The 16367-nt window shown below is 51.3% G+C and carries 13 protein-coding genes and 1 tRNA gene; 3 read left to right on the forward strand and 11 right to left on the reverse strand.

What is annotated here, in order from left to right:
* Positions 1 to 21 precede the first annotated feature (21 nt).
* From lon to FIV45_RS10995, 7 genes are all read right to left on the reverse strand, one after another.
* Positions 22 to 2415 (reverse strand): endopeptidase La, encoded by a 2394-nt coding sequence (lon, locus tag FIV45_RS10965; RefSeq protein WP_235868141.1) that lies wholly within the window; start codon positions 2413 to 2415, stop codon positions 22 to 24.
* A 214-nt stretch (positions 2416 to 2629) separates the two neighbouring features.
* Positions 2630 to 3904 carry an ATP-dependent Clp protease ATP-binding subunit ClpX gene (gene clpX / locus FIV45_RS10970; RefSeq protein WP_099472200.1) on the reverse strand — a complete coding sequence of 425 codons (1275 nt, stop codon included), beginning with the start codon at positions 3902 to 3904 and terminating at the stop codon, positions 2630 to 2632.
* Positions 3905 to 4156: 252 nt separating this feature from the next.
* Positions 4157 to 4795 (reverse strand): ATP-dependent Clp endopeptidase proteolytic subunit ClpP, encoded by a 639-nt coding sequence (clpP, locus tag FIV45_RS10975; RefSeq protein ID WP_099472199.1) that lies wholly within the window; start codon positions 4793 to 4795, stop codon positions 4157 to 4159.
* A gap of 91 nt (positions 4796 to 4886) precedes the next feature.
* A complete protein-coding gene (gene tig / locus FIV45_RS10980) occupies positions 4887 to 6404 on the reverse strand; it encodes a trigger factor (RefSeq protein ID WP_099472198.1) in 1518 nt (505 codons plus the stop codon).
* Between the two features lie 94 nt (positions 6405 to 6498).
* Positions 6499 to 6583 (reverse strand) — tRNA-Leu (locus FIV45_RS10985).
* A 170-nt stretch (positions 6584 to 6753) separates the two neighbouring features.
* A complete protein-coding gene (locus FIV45_RS10990) occupies positions 6754 to 8259 on the reverse strand; it encodes an NAD(P)H-hydrate dehydratase (protein ID WP_099472197.1) in 1506 nt (501 codons plus the stop codon).
* 123 nt (positions 8260 to 8382) lie between these two features.
* Complete coding sequence (locus FIV45_RS10995) at positions 8383 to 10242, reverse strand: DUF885 domain-containing protein (RefSeq protein WP_099472196.1); 1860 nt, start codon at positions 10240 to 10242, stop codon at positions 8383 to 8385.
* A 167-nt stretch (positions 10243 to 10409) separates the two neighbouring features.
* Here FIV45_RS10995 and FIV45_RS11000 point away from each other — a divergent pair, with 167 nt between their 5' ends.
* The 3 genes from FIV45_RS11000 to FIV45_RS11010 all read left to right on the forward strand — a co-directional run bounded on the left by FIV45_RS11000 (position 10410) and on the right by FIV45_RS11010 (position 14158).
* The gene (locus FIV45_RS11000; RefSeq protein ID WP_099472195.1) at positions 10410 to 11261 is read left to right on the forward strand and encodes a CvfB family protein; all 852 of its coding nucleotides are present in this window, start codon (positions 10410 to 10412) and stop codon (positions 11259 to 11261) included.
* Positions 11262 to 11352: 91 nt separating this feature from the next.
* Positions 11353 to 13749: a S8 family peptidase gene (locus FIV45_RS11005; RefSeq protein ID WP_099472194.1), complete on the forward strand. Its 2397-nt coding sequence runs from the start codon at positions 11353 to 11355 to the stop codon at positions 13747 to 13749.
* A gap of 193 nt (positions 13750 to 13942) precedes the next feature.
* The gene (locus tag FIV45_RS11010) at positions 13943 to 14158 is read left to right on the forward strand and encodes a hypothetical protein (protein ID WP_133118552.1); all 216 of its coding nucleotides are present in this window, start codon (positions 13943 to 13945) and stop codon (positions 14156 to 14158) included.
* A gap of 14 nt (positions 14159 to 14172) precedes the next feature.
* Here FIV45_RS11010 and FIV45_RS11015 read toward each other — a convergent pair whose 3' ends face one another.
* Genes FIV45_RS11015 through gshB form a run of 4 tightly spaced genes read right to left on the reverse strand, consistent with a single transcriptional unit; the run spans position 14173 to position 16351 of the window.
* Positions 14173 to 14646: a nucleoside deaminase gene (locus tag FIV45_RS11015; RefSeq protein WP_165776970.1), complete on the reverse strand. Its 474-nt coding sequence runs from the start codon at positions 14644 to 14646 to the stop codon at positions 14173 to 14175.
* Positions 14643 to 14906, reverse strand: a complete 264-nt coding sequence (locus FIV45_RS11020; protein ID WP_099472191.1) for a GIY-YIG nuclease family protein — start codon at positions 14904 to 14906, stop codon at positions 14643 to 14645. The genes FIV45_RS11015 and FIV45_RS11020 overlap by 4 nt, the downstream gene beginning before the upstream one ends.
* A gap of 56 nt (positions 14907 to 14962) precedes the next feature.
* The gene (locus tag FIV45_RS11025) at positions 14963 to 15400 is read right to left on the reverse strand and encodes a GNAT family N-acetyltransferase (RefSeq protein WP_099472190.1); all 438 of its coding nucleotides are present in this window, start codon (positions 15398 to 15400) and stop codon (positions 14963 to 14965) included.
* Positions 15401 to 15409: 9 nt separating this feature from the next.
* Positions 15410 to 16351, reverse strand: a complete 942-nt coding sequence (gshB, locus tag FIV45_RS11030; RefSeq protein ID WP_099472189.1) for a glutathione synthase — start codon at positions 16349 to 16351, stop codon at positions 15410 to 15412.
* Positions 16352 to 16367: the final 16 nt, after the last annotated feature.

Here is a 16367-nt window from a genome sequence, read left to right on the forward strand (position 1 = left end):
AGCCGATTTGTTAACCTTTTGTTAATGTCGTAGAGGTGCCTCAAAGTCAGAATCACCGCGGTCTGCCGCCATTGGCGTCGGCGGCTCCACATCTTCCGGCGCAAGTGGTGTAAGTGATTCTGCAAGCGCGACTTCCAAAACCTCATCCACCCGGCTCACCGCTTTGATATCCAGGCCGCGAATAACGTTGTCGGGAATTTCCGCCAGGTCCTTCACATTCTCTTCCGGGATCAAAACCGTCTTGATTCCACTGCGCAACGCAGCAAGCAGCTTCTCCTTCAATCCGCCAATAGGCAGCACCCTGCCCCGCAGACTGATCTCACCGGTCATAGCCACATCACGTCGTACGGCATTGTTGGTCAATACGGACACTATTGAGGTAATCATGCCCACCCCGGCAGACGGACCGTCTTTAGGTGTCGCCCCTTCCGGCAAATGGATATGAATATCATTTTTATTAAAGACAGATGGCTGAATACCGAAATCCAGCGCGCGCGAACGCACATAACTCATCGCCGCCTGAATGGATTCCTGCATCACATCGCCAAGTTTCCCGGTAACAGTGACCTTGCCCTTGCCAGGTGATGTGATGGCTTCGATCTGCAGAATAACTCCGCCGACCTCTGTCCACGCCAAACCGGTTGTTACCCCAATCATATCGACATCTTCCAGCTCGCCATAGGCAAAGCGTTTGACGCCACCATATTTTTCGAGATTACGGGTCGTCACCTTCACGGCTTTGACTTTGCCCAGGACGATTTCCTTAACCGCCTTGCGCACCAACCGGGCAATTTCCCGTTCCAAATTACGCACGCCCGCTTCCCGGGTATAAGACCGGATAAGATCTTTCAAGGCACCTTCGGAAATGGACCATTCCTCATCCTTCAGACCATGATCCTTCATCTGCTTCGGAATAAGATGACGTCTGGCGATCTCAACCTTTTCCTCTTCCGTGTAACCGGAAAGGCTGATCACTTCCATACGGTCCAGCAGCGGCTGCGGCATATTCAGGGTATTGGCAGTCGTCACAAACATCACATTCGACAAATCATAATCCACTTCAAGATAATGATCATTGAATTTACTGTTTTGTTCCGGGTCCAGAACCTCGAGCAATGCTGAAGACGGGTCGCCGCGGAAATCCGCGCCCATTTTATCAATCTCGTCGAGCAGGAACATCGGATTGCTTGATCCGGCTTTTTTCATGCTTTGAATGACTTTACCCGGCATGGAGCCGATATAGGTCCGGCGATGACCGCGAATCTCGGCTTCATCGCGCACACCCCCCACAGAAAAGCGGACAAAATCACGCCCCGTCGCCCGGGCAATCGATTTTCCCAGAGAGGTCTTGCCAACACCCGGAGGTCCCACCAGACACAGAATCGGGCCTTTGATTTTCTGGGTGCGTTTCTGCACCGCCAGATATTCAAGGATCCGTTCCTTCACTTTTTCGAGACCATAATGGTCGGCATTGAGAATATTCTCCGCCTCAACCAGATCCAGCTTGGCCTTACTGTTCTTGCTCCACGGGATAGACAAAATCCAGTCAAGATAGTTGCGCACCACGGTTGCTTCCGCAGACATCGGGCTCATGGATTTCAATTTCTTGAGCTCGGCCTGCGCCTTTTCCTTGGCTTCCTTGCTCAATTTTGTCTTGGTGATTTTTTCTTCGAGTTCAACCAGCTCATCCTTGGCCTCGTCAGCCTCGCCCAATTCCTTCTGGATGGCCTTTAACTGCTCATTCAGGTAATATTCGCGCTGGGTCTTCTCCATCTGGTTTTTCACCCGGTGGCGAATCTTCTTCTCCACCTGCATGACACCAATTTCACCTTCCATCACGCTGTAGATTTTCTCCAGCCGTGACATAAGGTCAGAGTTCTCCAACAATTCCTGCTTCGAGGAAATCGTCAGTGACAAATGCGATGCCACCACATCCGACAGTTTCGCCGGATCATCAATCTGGTTTACAGAAGTCAGAACTTCCGGCGGGATCTTTTTGTTCAGCTTGATATATTGCTCGAACTGTTTGACCACAGAACGAACAAGACCCTTCAGTTCATCCGTATCCTCGACAACAGGCTGGTCCAGTTCAGCCTCAGCCTCGAAATACTCTTCATTATCCAGGAAGTGTGTGATTCTGGCGCGCGCACTGCCTTCCACCAACACCTTGACGGTGCCATCCGGCAACTTCAATAGCTGCAAGACATTCGCGACGGTGCCGACGGTAAAAATATCATCGACATCAGGATCATCATCATTGGCGTCCTTCTGAGAGACAAGAAGAATCTTCTTATCATTGCTCATCACATCTTCAAGAGCCTTAACAGATTTTTCGCGCCCGACAAACAACGGGACAATCATATGCGGAAAAACCACGATATCTCTTAAAGGAAGGACGGGATATGTAATACTCATTGAGATTTCCATCTATTGGGGCATTTTCCCTGCTCCGGGAAAATTCCATTATTAGGGCTGTTACAAACTATCCTATTGAATCTAAGCTTTTCAGGCTGATATTCAAGAGGCTTGTCATGAATATTTACATGCAAGCCCCCTGATAAATAGGTTTGATACAGATATAAAGCGAGCCATCATTGAGGACAGCACAGAAGCGCCTCGTCAGACGTTGTTAAACGCTGGCAACAGCGCCCGCCTCACCTTTTTTCGTCTTGGTGTAGATATAAAGCGGCTTGGTTGTGCCTTTTACAACGTCACCGTTGACCACAACTTCTTCAACCCCTTCAAGGCCGGGCAGCTCAAACATGGTGTCCAGCAGGATATCCTCCATGATAGACCGTAGGCCACGGGCTCCGGTTTTACGCAAAATAGCCTTCTTGGCAATTTCCAGAAGCGCATCATCGGTAAAGTTAAGGTCAACTTCTTCCATAGCAAACAAGCGTTGATACTGCTTGACCAGGGCATTTTTAGGCCGACTGAGAATTTCCACCAGCGCACCTTCATCAAGATCCATCAGAGTCGCCAGAACCGGTAACCGCCCGACAAATTCGGGAATCAGCCCGAAATGCAACAGATCATCAGGCTCAAGATCAGACAGAATCTCACCGATCATCCGGTCATCATCAGGCGCCACATTGGCGCCAAAACCGATAGATTTACCTTCGAGACGGTTGGCAATAATTTTATCAAGGCCGGCAAAAGCCCCGCCGCAAATAAACAGGATGTTCGTGGTATCCACCTGCAGGAATTCCTGCTGTGGATGTTTGCGACCGCCCTGCGGCGGCACGCTGGCCACGGTGCCTTCCATGATTTTCAGCAGCGCCTGCTGCACCCCTTCCCCGGATACGTCACGGGTAATAGAGGGATTATCGGATTTACGGCTGATTTTATCGACTTCATCAATATAGACAATGCCGCGCTGGGCCTCCTCCACATTATATTCAGCCGCCTGAAGCAGTTTCAGGATGATATTTTCTACATCTTCCCCCACATAACCGGCTTCGGTCAGGGTCGTGGCGTCAGCCATCGTGAAGGGGACTTCCAGAATACGCGCCAAGGTTTGCGCCAACAGCGTCTTGCCACAGCCTGTAGGGCCAAGCAAAAGGATGTTGGATTTCGCCAACTCAACATCATCACCCTGCGTGGAATGCTGAAGACGTTTGTAATGGTTATGCACGGCAACCGACAGGACCTTCTTGGCCTGGGCCTGCCCAATGACGTAATCATTCAAGGTTTCCAAAATTTCCGTAGGAGTCGGCACACCATCTCCGGACTTGCCGGCAGATGTTTTGTTCTCTTCACGGATAATGTCCATACATAGCTCAACACATTCATCACAGATAAATACGGTTGGCCCGGCAATCAGTTTTTTAACTTCATGCTGGCTCTTGCCGCAGAATGAACAATAGAGTGTATTTTTGCTATCACTAGAACTTGATTTCGTCATAAGGTATCTATTCCTAAAGGTTCCCTATATGCTACTCCGACTGGCCCCTAAATCTCAATGGGTTTTTTTCCGGTCAGGCATATTTTCTGCAATCTGGTCCAATTTGGGAAAAATCGGATCAAATCGCGGCATTCATATGCTCATATGAATACCCCGAACAGTCACACAACAGTGTTACAAACAACAAGGAAATAATTAATTAACAAACGTGATTAATATAAAAATTAATCACGTTCGCCTAATATTTAAATTTTATTTACTGGCGTCCGAACTTTCTGTGGCGACGCGGCTTTCAAAGATTTCGTCAACCAGACCGAAATCCTTGGCTTCCTGCGGCGACATGAATGTATCCCGCTCCAGCGCGTTCTGAATTTTCTCCAGAGTCTGCCCCGTATGCTTAACATAAATATCATTCAGCCGTTCCCGCAAAGACAGGATCTCCCGGGCCTGGATTTCAATATCCGTCGCCTGGCCTTGGGCACCACCAGAAGGCTGATGCACCATAATACGGCTGTTGGGAAGCGAATAGCGCAGTCCCGGCTCACCGGCCGCCAGCAACAAAGATCCCATAGAACAGGCCTGTCCGATACAAATCGTTGAAACCTTCGGGCGAATATATTGCATGGTATCATAGATCCCCATGCCGGACGTCACGACGCCGCCTGGTGAATTGATATAGAAAGAAATATCTTTCTTTGGGTTTTCCGCTTCCAGGAACAACAGCTGGGCTGTAATCAATCCGGCGACCTGATCATTTACCTGACCAGTCAGAAAGATAATTCTTTCCTTCAGCAGCCGGGAAAAAATATCAAAAGAACGTTCCCCACGACTGGTTTGCTCCACAACCATGGGAACCAGTGTATTCATATATGTATCACGTATATCGCTCATATCAGCCTTCCTGAGTTTAAAGGGGTAACGGACGTTTTTATAATCAACCCCCGTCACCAAATCCTTAATTTAGTCTCCCCCGGCCGAGTTTTTATTTTTCAGCCTTGGCTTTTTTAGGAGCTGCCTTTTTAGCCGCTGGTTTCTTTTCAGCAGCCTTCTTCGCAGGTTCTTTCTTTGGCGCAGCAGCTTTTTTCGCAGCCGGCTTCTTTGCGGCGGCTTTTTTCGCAGGTTTCTTCTTCGCTGCCTTCTCGGCTGCATCTTCAGATTCTTCTGCTTCAATCGCTGCAACAAGCTCGTCCCGGGTAACATTCTTATCCGTAACATCAGCCAGTTCAAGAATGAAGTCTACTACTTTTTCTTCGTAAAGCGGGGCGCGAACCTGGGCCATGGCTTGCGGATTCTTCTGATAGAATTCGAAGACCTGCTTTTCCTGACCTGGGTAACGTTGTGCCTCAGTCGAGATCTGACGGGTCACTTCTTCTTGAGTAACCTGAACATCATTCTTCACGCCGATTTCGGACAACAGAAGACCCAAACGAACCCGACGGACAGCAATCGCCTGATATTCTTCTTTAACGTCATCTCCTGGCTCTTCGATGTCTTCCGGCTTGATTTCCGGATTTTCTTCCAATGCCTCACGGTGGAGATCCTGCTTCAGCTGCTGCCAGATCTGGTTGAACTCCAGCTCAACCATACTGGCGGGAACGTCGAAGGAAACTTCATCTGCCAGCATATCAAGCAGCGCACGTTTCAATTTTGTCCGGGCCAGACCATTGCTTTCCTGCTCGACTTGCTTACGCACGATGTCTTTCAGGGCGTTCAGATCTTCCAGACCAAATTTCTTGGCCATTTCGTCGTCAATTTCAACATCGGCAGGCTTCTGCACTTCATGAATTTTGACATCAAAGACAACATCTTTACCGGCCAGATTGTCCGCGTGGTAATCGGCCGGGAAAGTCACATCAACGGCCTTTTCGTCACCGGCTTTAACGCCAACCAGTTTTTCTTCAAAACCAGGGATAAAGCTGTTGGAGCCCAGCTCCAGCTGATGACCTTCGGCTGCGCCGCCGTCAAAAGCTTCACCGTCCATTTTCCCGACAAAGTCCATCAGAACCGCATCACCGGTCTTGGCTTTGTATGTTTTGGCGGCCGCTTTGAAATTCTTCTGCTGAGACGCGATGTTGGTAACCGCTTCCATAACCTGCTCGTCAGTTGCTTCAACAACCCAACGCTCCAGCTTCAGCTTGGAAAGGTCCGGCAGGTCAAATTCCGGCGTGACTTCAACTTCAATGGAATATTCCAGATCTTTGCCTTCGTCGAAAGAGATCACTTCGATCTTCGGCTGCATGGCCGGACGGATCTCGTTCTTTTCAAGCGCTTCCTGAGATGTCGCATTGATGGTTTCTTCCAAAACCTGACCCAGAAGATTCTTGCCGTGCAGTTTTTTCAACAGAGACAAGGGGGCTTTACCGGGGCGAAAGCCGGGCATTTTTACCTGACCCTGGATCTTTTTGACTTCTGCGTCAACGCGTGCGTCCAGATCGGCTGCGGAAATCACAACCTTATACTCGCGTTTCAAACCTTCTGAATTTGTTTCTGTTACCTGCATGTCACTCTGCTTTTCTTCAGGGGCTCATTCGCCCGTTAATGGATTTCACAACTTCGAAGAGCTTTATACTCTTTTGCCATATTTTCAAGGAAAATGGTGCGGGTGGAGGGACTTGAACCCCCACGTCATAAGACACTAGAACCTAAATCTAGCGCGTCTACCAATTTCGCCACACCCGCATTTTTATGATTGATATGGTCGAATCTGCATATATGATGGCCTTTATAGTCATTTAATTATAAATTTCCACAGAAAAAACGGCTTTCGTAAAGAAAGCTTCAAAACACGCTTTTCCGTCACCCCATAGTGGGCCAAACATGTCAACCATAAGAGGATTGTCAACCCCTTGTCAGAAATTTGCTGTATGAATCTCTTTCAGGGCCGCGGGAATCTGCCCTTCGATTTCCTCTGATATCAAACCGGGGCCAAAAGCCATCGCCGCCCTACTGTGGCACCAAACCGCCGCCGCCGCCGCCTCAAATGCCGGCATGCCCTGCGCCATCAGGCCCGTACACAGACCGGCCAGGACATCACCAGAACCCGCCGTCGCCAACCAGGGCGGCGCAATATCATTGATCACCGCCCGCCCATCCGGGGCCGCAATCACGGTATCCGGGCCTTTCAGCAGGATCACCGACCCGGCGCGCTTCGCCGCCTCCCGGGCGGAAAGCAGTTTGTTATAACCTTCCGTGACTGAACCAAGATCAGGGAACAACCGGTAAAATTCACCGTCATGCGGGGTCAGTATCGGCATTCGGGATGCCTTTCGGGTCACCTGAAACAATTTATCCGGATCAGGCGCAAACACCGTTAACCCGTCCGCATCAATAACACAGGCCCGACCAGCACCCACGACATCCAGGACATACCCCCCCGTCCGGTCCGTAACGCCATTTCCCGGCCCCACACACCAGGCATTGAGCCGCTGGTCCTGAAGCAATTCCTTAATACCTCCCCGCCCTGAAAAAGGCTTGATCATAACAGCCGTCAAATGGGCCGCATGAGGTATGATTGCATCTTCCGGACAGGTGATACTAACCAGGCCCGCCCCGATTCTGAGCGCCGCTTTCGCCGCGAGACGCGCGGCCCCACCCTGCGCGGCCCCACCGCTGATCACCACCCCGTGGCCCCGGCTGTATTTATGACCGGTTGCGGTGTGCCTTGGAAAGCTTTCACGCCACAATGCCGGATCGTTCCGCCAAGTCCGGGGAGGTATTTCGTTGAGAACCCGGGGCAGGATTCCAATATCGGTGACCTCCAGTTCCCCACAGAGCGCCCGCCCTGGATAAAGTAAATGCCCTGGCTTGCGCCGGAAAAAGGTCACAGTTGAAGTCGCCTGCAGCGCCACCCCCCGCACCTGCCCGCTGTCGCCATCCACGCCGGAGGGCACATCCACCGCCACCAGAGAACATTCGGCGGCATTTATCTGATTTATCAGTTGCGCCACGTCTCCCTCTATAGACCGACACAAGCCCGCACCGAAGATCGCGTCAACAATTAGCCCATGATCCCGCAACACGGCCGTTCCGATCGGTTGAATTTTGCCGGGGTAACAGGCGGCCATCACGGCCGCATCGCCACGCAAGTTGGAAACCTCCCCCAACAAGGCCAGGTCAACGCCCCAACCGGCCTGCGCCAGATGACGCGCCACGACAAAACCGTCCCCGCCATTATTTCCGGGGCCGCAAAGCACCAGAACCTTCTGCGGGCTGTACCGCGCCATGATATGGCGGACAACGGATAGTCCCGCCGCCTCCATCAGGTCATGACCCGCTATGCCATAATCAATCGTGAGTTGATCCGCCCGGCCCATTTCGGAAACGCTGAGTAAGGCATTGCCCTGTTTATCGTCCATAAATGCAATCTCCCTGATGCAGACCATCGAATTATAACGCCCCGTCCGGTCGCAAGCCACCCAAATAAAAAGGCCCGAACAAAGATTCTGCCCGGGCCTGTATTACATGTCTTTAAATCGCCCTTATTTCTGGGAAGCGATCCATTCGTTGACTTTTTCTTCCAGAATAGCCAACGGCAAAGCACCGTCCCGCAGAACCACTTCATGATATTTCCGAATATCGAATTTATCGCCGAGTTCCGCCTTGGCATGGGCCCGAAGTTCCAGAATTTTGTTCATACCGATTTTGTAAGCAGTTGCCTGCCCAGGCATGACAATATAGCGTTCAATCGCCTTTACCACATCACCATGCGGATTCGGGGTATTGGCGGCAAGATATTCAATGGCCTGTTCACGGGTCCACTTCTTATAATGAATGCCGGTATCAACCACCAGACGACAGGCGCGCCAGATTTCCATCGCCAGACGCCCGAAATCGGAATAAGGGTCAGAATAAAATCCCATCTCTTTGGGCAGGTATTCAGAATAAAGTCCCCAACCTTCCGTATAGGCGGTATAGCCACCGAATTTGCGGAATTTCGGAATATCCTGCAATTCCTGCTGAATGGCCAACTGCATATGATGGCCCGGGATACCTTCATGGTAGGCCAATGCTTCCATCTGATAGGTAGGCATATCGGTCATTTTGTACAGATTGGCGTAATAAATCCCCGGACGACTGCCGTCAGGCGCCGGACGGTTATAGAACGCCTTGCCCGCCGACTTTTCACGGAAAGCCTCTACCTGTTTGACAATAAGGTCCGCCTTGGGCTTGGTGATGAACACCTCATCCAGATGTTCCTTCATAATATTGATCAGGTCCGTCGCATCTTTCAGATATGCGGTTTTACCTTCATCGGTTTCCGGATAATAGAATTGCTTGTCCGTACGGGTGAATTCGAAAAACTCCTGCAGCGTGCCGTCAAATTTCACCTGCTTCATGATATCGCGCATCTCGTTATGAATGCGCGCCACCTCGTCCAGGCCCAACTGATGGATTTCATCAGCTGTCATATCCGTACTGGTCATTTGACGCAGACGGTAGGTATAAAATTCTTCCCCATCCGGTAACTTCCAGGCTCCGTCTTCCGTGGTCGCCACCGCTTCCTGTGCTTCCAGCAAGGTCATCAGACTTTCATAGGCCGGCTTTACAGACGACAGCAACGCCGCCTCGGCCCGCTTTGTCAGCTCTGCCGCCTTGTCGGCATCTTCCAGTTTTAGGCCGGTGAGCTTCTTTTTGAAATCAGCCATCAATGTGCTGTCTTCACCCTCGGTGAAAGGAGCCCCTTTCAGGACGTTTCTCGCATCATCCATAACATAAGCAAAAACAAACTTCGGCGGCAGAACACCTTTTTCCTGATTGCGTTTCATCATCTCCATACGTTGATCCGCCGTGGCTTGAACCCCTTCAAGCCGGGAGATATAAGCCTCAAGGTCCTCCACAGAAGTCACACGGTGAAAATTAATCAGAAAAGACGGCAGGCTCGACTGCCAGCCAAACATCTGATTCACCGGATACCCGTGATAGCGCCATTTATACCCCTCGATCTGTTCCTTCAATTGACGTTCGGCCAGACGGTAGCTGAGCTTTGTCGCCTCATCCAGTTTTTCATAGTCAAAATCTTCTTGCAGGGTCTTCAGGTCGGCAATCGTCCGGGCGTGATCCGCAGCAGCTTTTTCTTCCGTACGTTCATCCCATTTCCCATAATCCTTTTTCATGCCGAGATATGTCTGGAACTCCGGACTGTCCATCACATCACGCATAAAGGTTTTTTCGAAATGGACGTTCAGCCGTTCTGATTCCGTAACCGGCGCAGTTGCCTCAGCAACGGTTGCCCCGGCCTGAGCCGCAGTCTCGCCCTTCTGGCTCGCTTTATCTTCACCGCAGCCGGACAAGGCCAGCAAAGCAATCACAGCGGTAGTGGTAATTAAGGTCGATTTCATAGATTATCCCTTTAATTTAGTTGATTTTATTGATTTTGACTTCTTCAACTATATAGAATGGTCTGCCAGAGGCAAGGCTCTTTTGCCCTACAGCATGCTCGACTCTTGCCGCAATTCACTATAGAAGCAGTACAGAATTGACGTAAATTAAAGAATGTGATCCACAAATGCTTGAAATAGGCAAAACCCATGTGCTCGAAGTTGTCAAACATGTCGACTTCGGAATCTATCTTGACGGGGGCGATGGCGAAGAAATCCTGCTGCCGAGCAATTATCTGCCGGAAAATAGCGCCGACTATGCCGTGGGGCAGTCTCTCACTGTTTTTCTTTACCTCGATTCTGAAGATCGCCCCATCGCCACCACCGAAGTCCCCTTCGCAGAAGTCGGCGATTGCGCCTTTCTCACCGTGGTTGAAAAGAGCCAGTTCGGCTCCTTCCTCGACTGGGGTCTGATGAAAGATCTTCTGGTACCCTTCAAGGAACAACGGGTGCCAATGGAAGTCGGGCGCTCCTATGTCGTCTATCTCTACCTGGATGTCACCGGCCGCATCGCAGCGAGTTCCTACCTCGGGCGTCACCTGAGAGAAGAAAACGACGATGAGTTCGACATCCGCGAAGAAGTCGACCTGTTTGTCGCCAGCCGCAGCGATCTTGGCTACAAGGCCATTATCAACGGCACCCATCTGGGCCTGATCCACAGCAATGAAATCACCCGCCCGGTGAAAATCGGCGATACCTTCAAAGGTTTCATCGGGGAACCCCGCGAAGATGGTCGCATCAATTTGACTTTACAGAAACCAAGCCTGGAAATACGGGACGAGCTGTCTGATAAAATTCTGCAGTATCTCAAAGATCATGGCGGCAGCACCTATCTTACGGACAAAAGCGATCCGGCGGATATCAATGCCGTCTTTCATGTCAGCAAATCAAACTATAAAAAAGCGCTCGGCAAGCTATATAAGGACCGTCTGATCACGATCGAAAACAATCGGGTCACCCTGGCTGGCGAAGGTTATTGATCCTCGCGCAATTGTTATGTTGAAAGGATTGCATTCGTTCTCCACCTGAAGCTATACTATATATAAGTTAGGTTTTAGCTTGGGGTATGTCATGCGCTGTTCAAAAATTTCATATGCTACAAAGTCACTGCTTCTTGCCGGTTGTCTGACACTCAGCGCCTGCGGCGGCGGTTCTCCGACTCAACTTGCATCCCCTTCAAGACCCACGACAATACTGCCGCCGCCGGTTTCGCTCCCCCAAAACCCATCCGATTTTGAAACAACAGAATATAAATCCGACTGGTCCCTGCGCGCCATCAATGCATCCGATGCCTATGCCCGGGGTTTTACCGGTAATGGCGCCATTATCGGCATGGTGGATTTCGGATTTGAACTGCATAATCCGGAAATTGACTGGCACCCATCAAGCCACGGACCGGATCAGCGCTGGGTTGACATGTATGAGTCCTATCTCGGTGTTGAAGTCACCGAAAGCCATCACGGGCATTGGGTATCCGGCATTGCCGCAGGCCGCAAAAACAGTCTTGCAACTCAGGGCGTTGCTTTTGACGCCCAGGTTCTCGCCGTAGACTTTTTTGCCGGTGTCAACCGCCATACGGAATTCTCCTACGGCGTTACATACACCGTATCCGACCCTTGGGGCTATGTAGTCAACAACGGCGCACGGGTGGTCAATAAATCCATCGGTTATGATGAAGAAGACTTTATATCAAACCCACCGGCCAGTAACGGCAACCAACATTACACCATAACCAATGCCGCCCGGGTCGTTGAACTTGGCGGTCTTCTTGTCGCCGCCGCCGGCAATGACGGGGACCCAGATCCCATGGTGTCCAACATTGATACCCTGACCCTGATCAACCAGAATAATCTCTGGGCCAGCGGAGGATTTTTTCTGGTGGCGGGATCCGTCAGTCCAAATGGCCTGATCTCGTCCTTTTCCGACCGTGCCGGTATCCTGAAAGATTATTATCTGGTCGCTCCCGGGGACAATATCTCGATCAGCGCAGAAGAATTTGGCCTCAGCGGATATAGCACAGGCTGGAGAGGCACCAGCTTCGCCGCCCCCCATGTGGTTGGCGCCGCCGCGCTTTTGTTTGGACAGTGGCCCCAGCTGAGCGCCGCCAAAGTCGCCGATATCCTGCTAAGCACCGCCACGGACATAGGGGATCCTGGCGTTGATGCCGTTTATGGTCATGGCCTGCTTAACCTTGATGAAGCCACCAAACCGAGTGGCCAGACCACCGTTGCCGTGAAGAACACGTCCGCCGCCGTAACCCTGACGGACGGCATGATCGTTATGGGCACTGCCTTCGGTGATGCAAGTCCGCAAAACCTCGCCAACGTCATGGTCCTTGATCGCTATAACCGGGATTTTTACGTTGATGCGCGCGCCAACGTCATCTCGCCCCCGTCAAGCCTTGATTTCAACAGCGTTCTGGATCAACGGCGCGCGCCCTTAAGCACAGCTGTACAGTTAAATTCCGGTCTGGCCGCCTATATCTCGATCAATAATACTGCCCAGGCTACCTTGCCGCCGGAAACTTTTCTGACCGAACGGGAGAAACTGGACAATAAACCACACCTTCAGGCCTGGCATGTCACCGGACATTTATCCCCCACCGTTCCCTGGGTTGTCGGACAGGGGTATCAACTGCATCAGGCCCTGGATATCATTGATAACAACGACATCCAGACCCGCACCCTTTTCGTAACCGATCATAAAAGCCAACCCGGACGCTCGACACGGGACATGTTTTTTGCCAGTGGCCTTCCCCTGGACGCCAACAACCGGCTGACTTTTGCCGTCACAACCGGTACAGAGGCCGCCCAACCGGATCACAATCTTGTCGCCTATCACCAGGAAATGCGACGACAGGGCCTTGAAACCCGCCTCTCCCACAATTTCTCCCGTGGTCAGATCGCCCTTGGTCTCGGCGCATTATGGGAACAGAATGCCCTGCTCGGAAGCCGCTCCAGCGCTGGACTGAAACTGGCGGATCAGACCGTAACAGGCCGTCTGTCCCTGCAAGGCCATATCACCCTCGGTACAGTTCTCGGCCATGACTGGACACTGGAAGCCCGCGCCATCGCCGGGATAAGTGATGTTTCGACCTCATCAGCATCTCTGTTTGAAAAGTTCAACCACTTCACCAGCAGTCAATGGCAAACCCGTCTTACCAGTCAGAATGTTATTGTCGAAGGCGACCAGTTCGGTCTGAGCCTGTCACAGCCACTCCGGGTGGAAAACGCCCGTGTCCAAGTGACCCGTGCGACGGGCTATAATCTGGCAGTTGACGCGCCCGACTTTGCTACCCAGTGGCTCAACCTGAGCCCGACGGGACGTGAAATCGCCCTGGAGGCAGGCTACGCCCGCAAAACGGAAGACTGGACCTTCAGCGCCAATATCATCCGCCGATTCAACGCCGGACATCGCGCCGGCGTGACCGATGACTCACTGCTGCTCCACGTCCGCACCCGCTTTTAAAAGATGGTATAATCTCCTGTTCGTCGCGGCTCAATATCCTCTTGTCGCAGAAGCCTTCGCTTGGCCGCAAACAGCTCTGATTTCATCGCATACAGATATCTTTCCCGCCTGAACCGGGTAAATTCATCTTCAACAGGCTGATTTGAATAAGCCACGAATATTATATTTACGGACAGAGAAGATGAAAACGCAGATGACAATGACTTATAATTTTATGGACCTTTTGAAAGACCATGGCGCAGTACCTGAGCTTGCGACCGAAACCCTTGGCGAGCGCCTTAAAGCCCTCTTTGTTCAGGTAGAGGCCCCGGAATTTGAGTACGACTATGACTTTATGGATCTGATGCAAAGCAAGGGGTATGTACCTCAACATTGCAATGACAATGATCTGTGGTCTAACGCCATGTAACGCCACTGCTGCGGCTATTCGGCATTCCATGCGGTGGTCCAGTAATCCAAATGTTGCTGGACCGCATTATCTTCCAGAACCGGCCCTTGTACTTTGGGCGCATCGACAGCCCCCTGGTATATCTCCTGACAATGGCAGGCAAGACTCGCGCCGGCAATCTCGTTCAAACGCGCAGCGGAACAGCCATAAACAATTTGACCTATCCCGGCCCAGTAAATGGCGCCGGCGCACATGGCACAGGGTTCCGTGGACGTATAAAGCGTCGTGGTCGCCCGCTTGTCGACGGACAATTCGCGACAGGCAAGGCGCACCAGATTCATCTCGGCATGACACGTTGCATCATTCTCGCTCAACACCGTGTTTTTCGCCTCGAGAATAATTTTACCTCCCCTCACCAGCACCGCACCGAAGGGATGATTTCCCGCAGCAACAGACAGATCCGACAGCGCCAGCGCCCGGGTCATGAAAGCTTCTTTATCGTCCCTCATGCACATAACCCCTTTTCTTCGATCAGCTGTTGTTTTGCCGCCCGGCTTAATTTCTTGAGCGCATATTCACGTTTGGAGGCTAGGCTTCTGTCCGGAAACCCTTCCTGATAGACCAAAGTGAAAGGACCGCGCCCCCGGGTATATTTCGCCCCCAGGCCTTTTTCATGATCCGCGATACGTTTCGGCAAATCATTGGTGATGCCAGTGTAATAACTCGTATCCTGACAATGCAGAATATAAACCGTCCAGGAAGATGTCATATGCTTTCTCTTTCCTCCCCTGGCAACTCTATCTTCAAGGCATTTGATCGTCAATATCAGAGAGAGCCCGACCATTCCATATAGAATTCATCCTCATCCTCGCCAACGGTTTTAAAACCGAGCTTATGATAGAGATTTTGTGCCGGATTTTGCTTTAATACCGAAAGCATCACTTTCTTGCCGTCCCGTTCGGCGTCAGACAATAGCTGCTGCAAAATTGTTTTGCCAATCCCCTGCCCCTGAAAATCGGGAGAAATTTGCACCTGCATGATGTCGATTTTATCTTCCATGACCCTATATTTAATCATGCCTACTGCTGCGCCGTTTCTCACAATAATAAAACAATATTCGAAACCGTCCTGCAAACGGAGAAGATGCTCTTCTTCGCTGAGAAAAAGGCCCGCACGCACAAAATGCTCCCCCATGCTCGTTTTGCGCAGTTGCAACAGGTACGCCAGATCATCAGTACCGGCCTTGACCAGATTTAACGCCATGGTCCTACCCTAGCGCCTCTTTTCGATCGCATCCCAGACCATGGCAGCGATATCGGTACCGTCGAAACGCTTAATTTCCTGAATGCCTGTCGGGGACGTCACGTTTATTTCAGTAAGATAATCCCCTATCACATCAATGCCGACAAACAGCAAGCCCTGTTCCCGCAATGTCGGGCCGATGGCTTCACATATTTCAATTTCCCGATCTGTCAGACCGGTTTTCTTGGCTTCCCCGCCCACATGCATGTTGGACCGGATTTCCCCCGCCAGTGGCACCCGGTTGATGGCGCCAACCGCTTCCCCGTCGACCAGAATGATTCTTTTGTCGCCTTTGACCACATCAGAAAGATATTTCTGAACGATGAAGGGTTCCGGGTAAAATTCCTGGAACATTTCAACCAGGCTATTAAGATTTTGATCATCTTCCCGAATGCGGAACACCCCGGCACCGCCATTGCCATAGAGCGGCTTGACGATTATATCCTTATGCTCTTTCCGGAAACTGTCGACATCGCGGGCGTTGCTGGTGATCAGGGTCGGTGGCATCAGGTCCGGGAAACGGGTCAGGAAGATCTTCTCCGGCGCATTACGCACCGACGCCGGATTATTGACCACCAGGGTTTTCGGGTGAATATGCTCCAGAATATGTGTCGCGGTGATATACCCCATATGAAAAGGCGGGTCCTGCCGCATCAGGATGACATCAACATCCTTCTCAAGATCAATCTTGGTCTCAATCCCGAGCGAGAAATGATTACCCAGCTCCCGGCGCAAGGTCATGCCTCGCGCATGCGCGGTGACTTTTCCATCCTGAAAGGACAGATCCTTCACATCATAATGAAACAGTTTATGGCCGCGCTTTTCCGCTTCTATCCCCAGAGCAAAGGTGCTGTCGCCATTGATATCCACGGCTTCAATCGGGTCCATTTGTATCGCAACGGTCAGGCTCATCTTGTCATTTCCTATC

The organism is Paremcibacter congregatus, assembly GCF_006385135.1.
Classification (GTDB): domain Bacteria; phylum Pseudomonadota; class Alphaproteobacteria; order Sphingomonadales; family Emcibacteraceae; genus Paremcibacter; species Paremcibacter congregatus.

What these genes read in the sequence shown, in the direction of transcription:
- FIV45_RS10995 (WP_099472196.1), bottom strand. Translation starts at nt 10,242, where the DNA reads ATGAAATCGACCTTAATTACCACTACCGCTGTGATTGCTTTGCTGGCC.
- tig (WP_099472198.1), bottom strand. Translation starts at nt 6,404, where the DNA reads ATGCAGGTAACAGAAACAAATTCAGAAGGTTTGAAACGCGAGTATAAG.
- FIV45_RS10990 (WP_099472197.1), bottom strand. Translation starts at nt 8,259, where the DNA reads ATGGACGATAAACAGGGCAATGCCTTACTCAGCGTTTCCGAAATGGGC.
- lon (WP_235868141.1), bottom strand. Translation starts at nt 2,415, where the DNA reads ATGAGTATTACATATCCCGTCCTTCCTTTAAGAGATATCGTGGTTTTT.
- clpX (WP_099472200.1), bottom strand. Translation starts at nt 3,904, where the DNA reads ATGACGAAATCAAGTTCTAGTGATAGCAAAAATACACTCTATTGTTCA.
- FIV45_RS11025 (WP_099472190.1), bottom strand. Translation starts at nt 15,400, where the DNA reads ATGGCGTTAAATCTGGTCAAGGCCGGTACTGATGATCTGGCGTACCTG.
- FIV45_RS11010 (WP_133118552.1), top strand. Translation starts at nt 13,943, where the DNA reads ATGACAATGACTTATAATTTTATGGACCTTTTGAAAGACCATGGCGCA.
- gshB (WP_099472189.1), bottom strand. Translation starts at nt 16,351, where the DNA reads ATGAGCCTGACCGTTGCGATACAAATGGACCCGATTGAAGCCGTGGAT.
- FIV45_RS11015 (WP_165776970.1), bottom strand. Translation starts at nt 14,646, where the DNA reads ATGAGGGACGATAAAGAAGCTTTCATGACCCGGGCGCTGGCGCTGTCG.
- FIV45_RS11005 (WP_099472194.1), top strand. Translation starts at nt 11,353, where the DNA reads ATGCGCTGTTCAAAAATTTCATATGCTACAAAGTCACTGCTTCTTGCC.
- FIV45_RS11020 (WP_099472191.1), bottom strand. Translation starts at nt 14,906, where the DNA reads ATGACATCTTCCTGGACGGTTTATATTCTGCATTGTCAGGATACGAGT.
- FIV45_RS11000 (WP_099472195.1), top strand. Translation starts at nt 10,410, where the DNA reads ATGCTTGAAATAGGCAAAACCCATGTGCTCGAAGTTGTCAAACATGTC.
- clpP (WP_099472199.1), bottom strand. Translation starts at nt 4,795, where the DNA reads ATGAGCGATATACGTGATACATATATGAATACACTGGTTCCCATGGTT.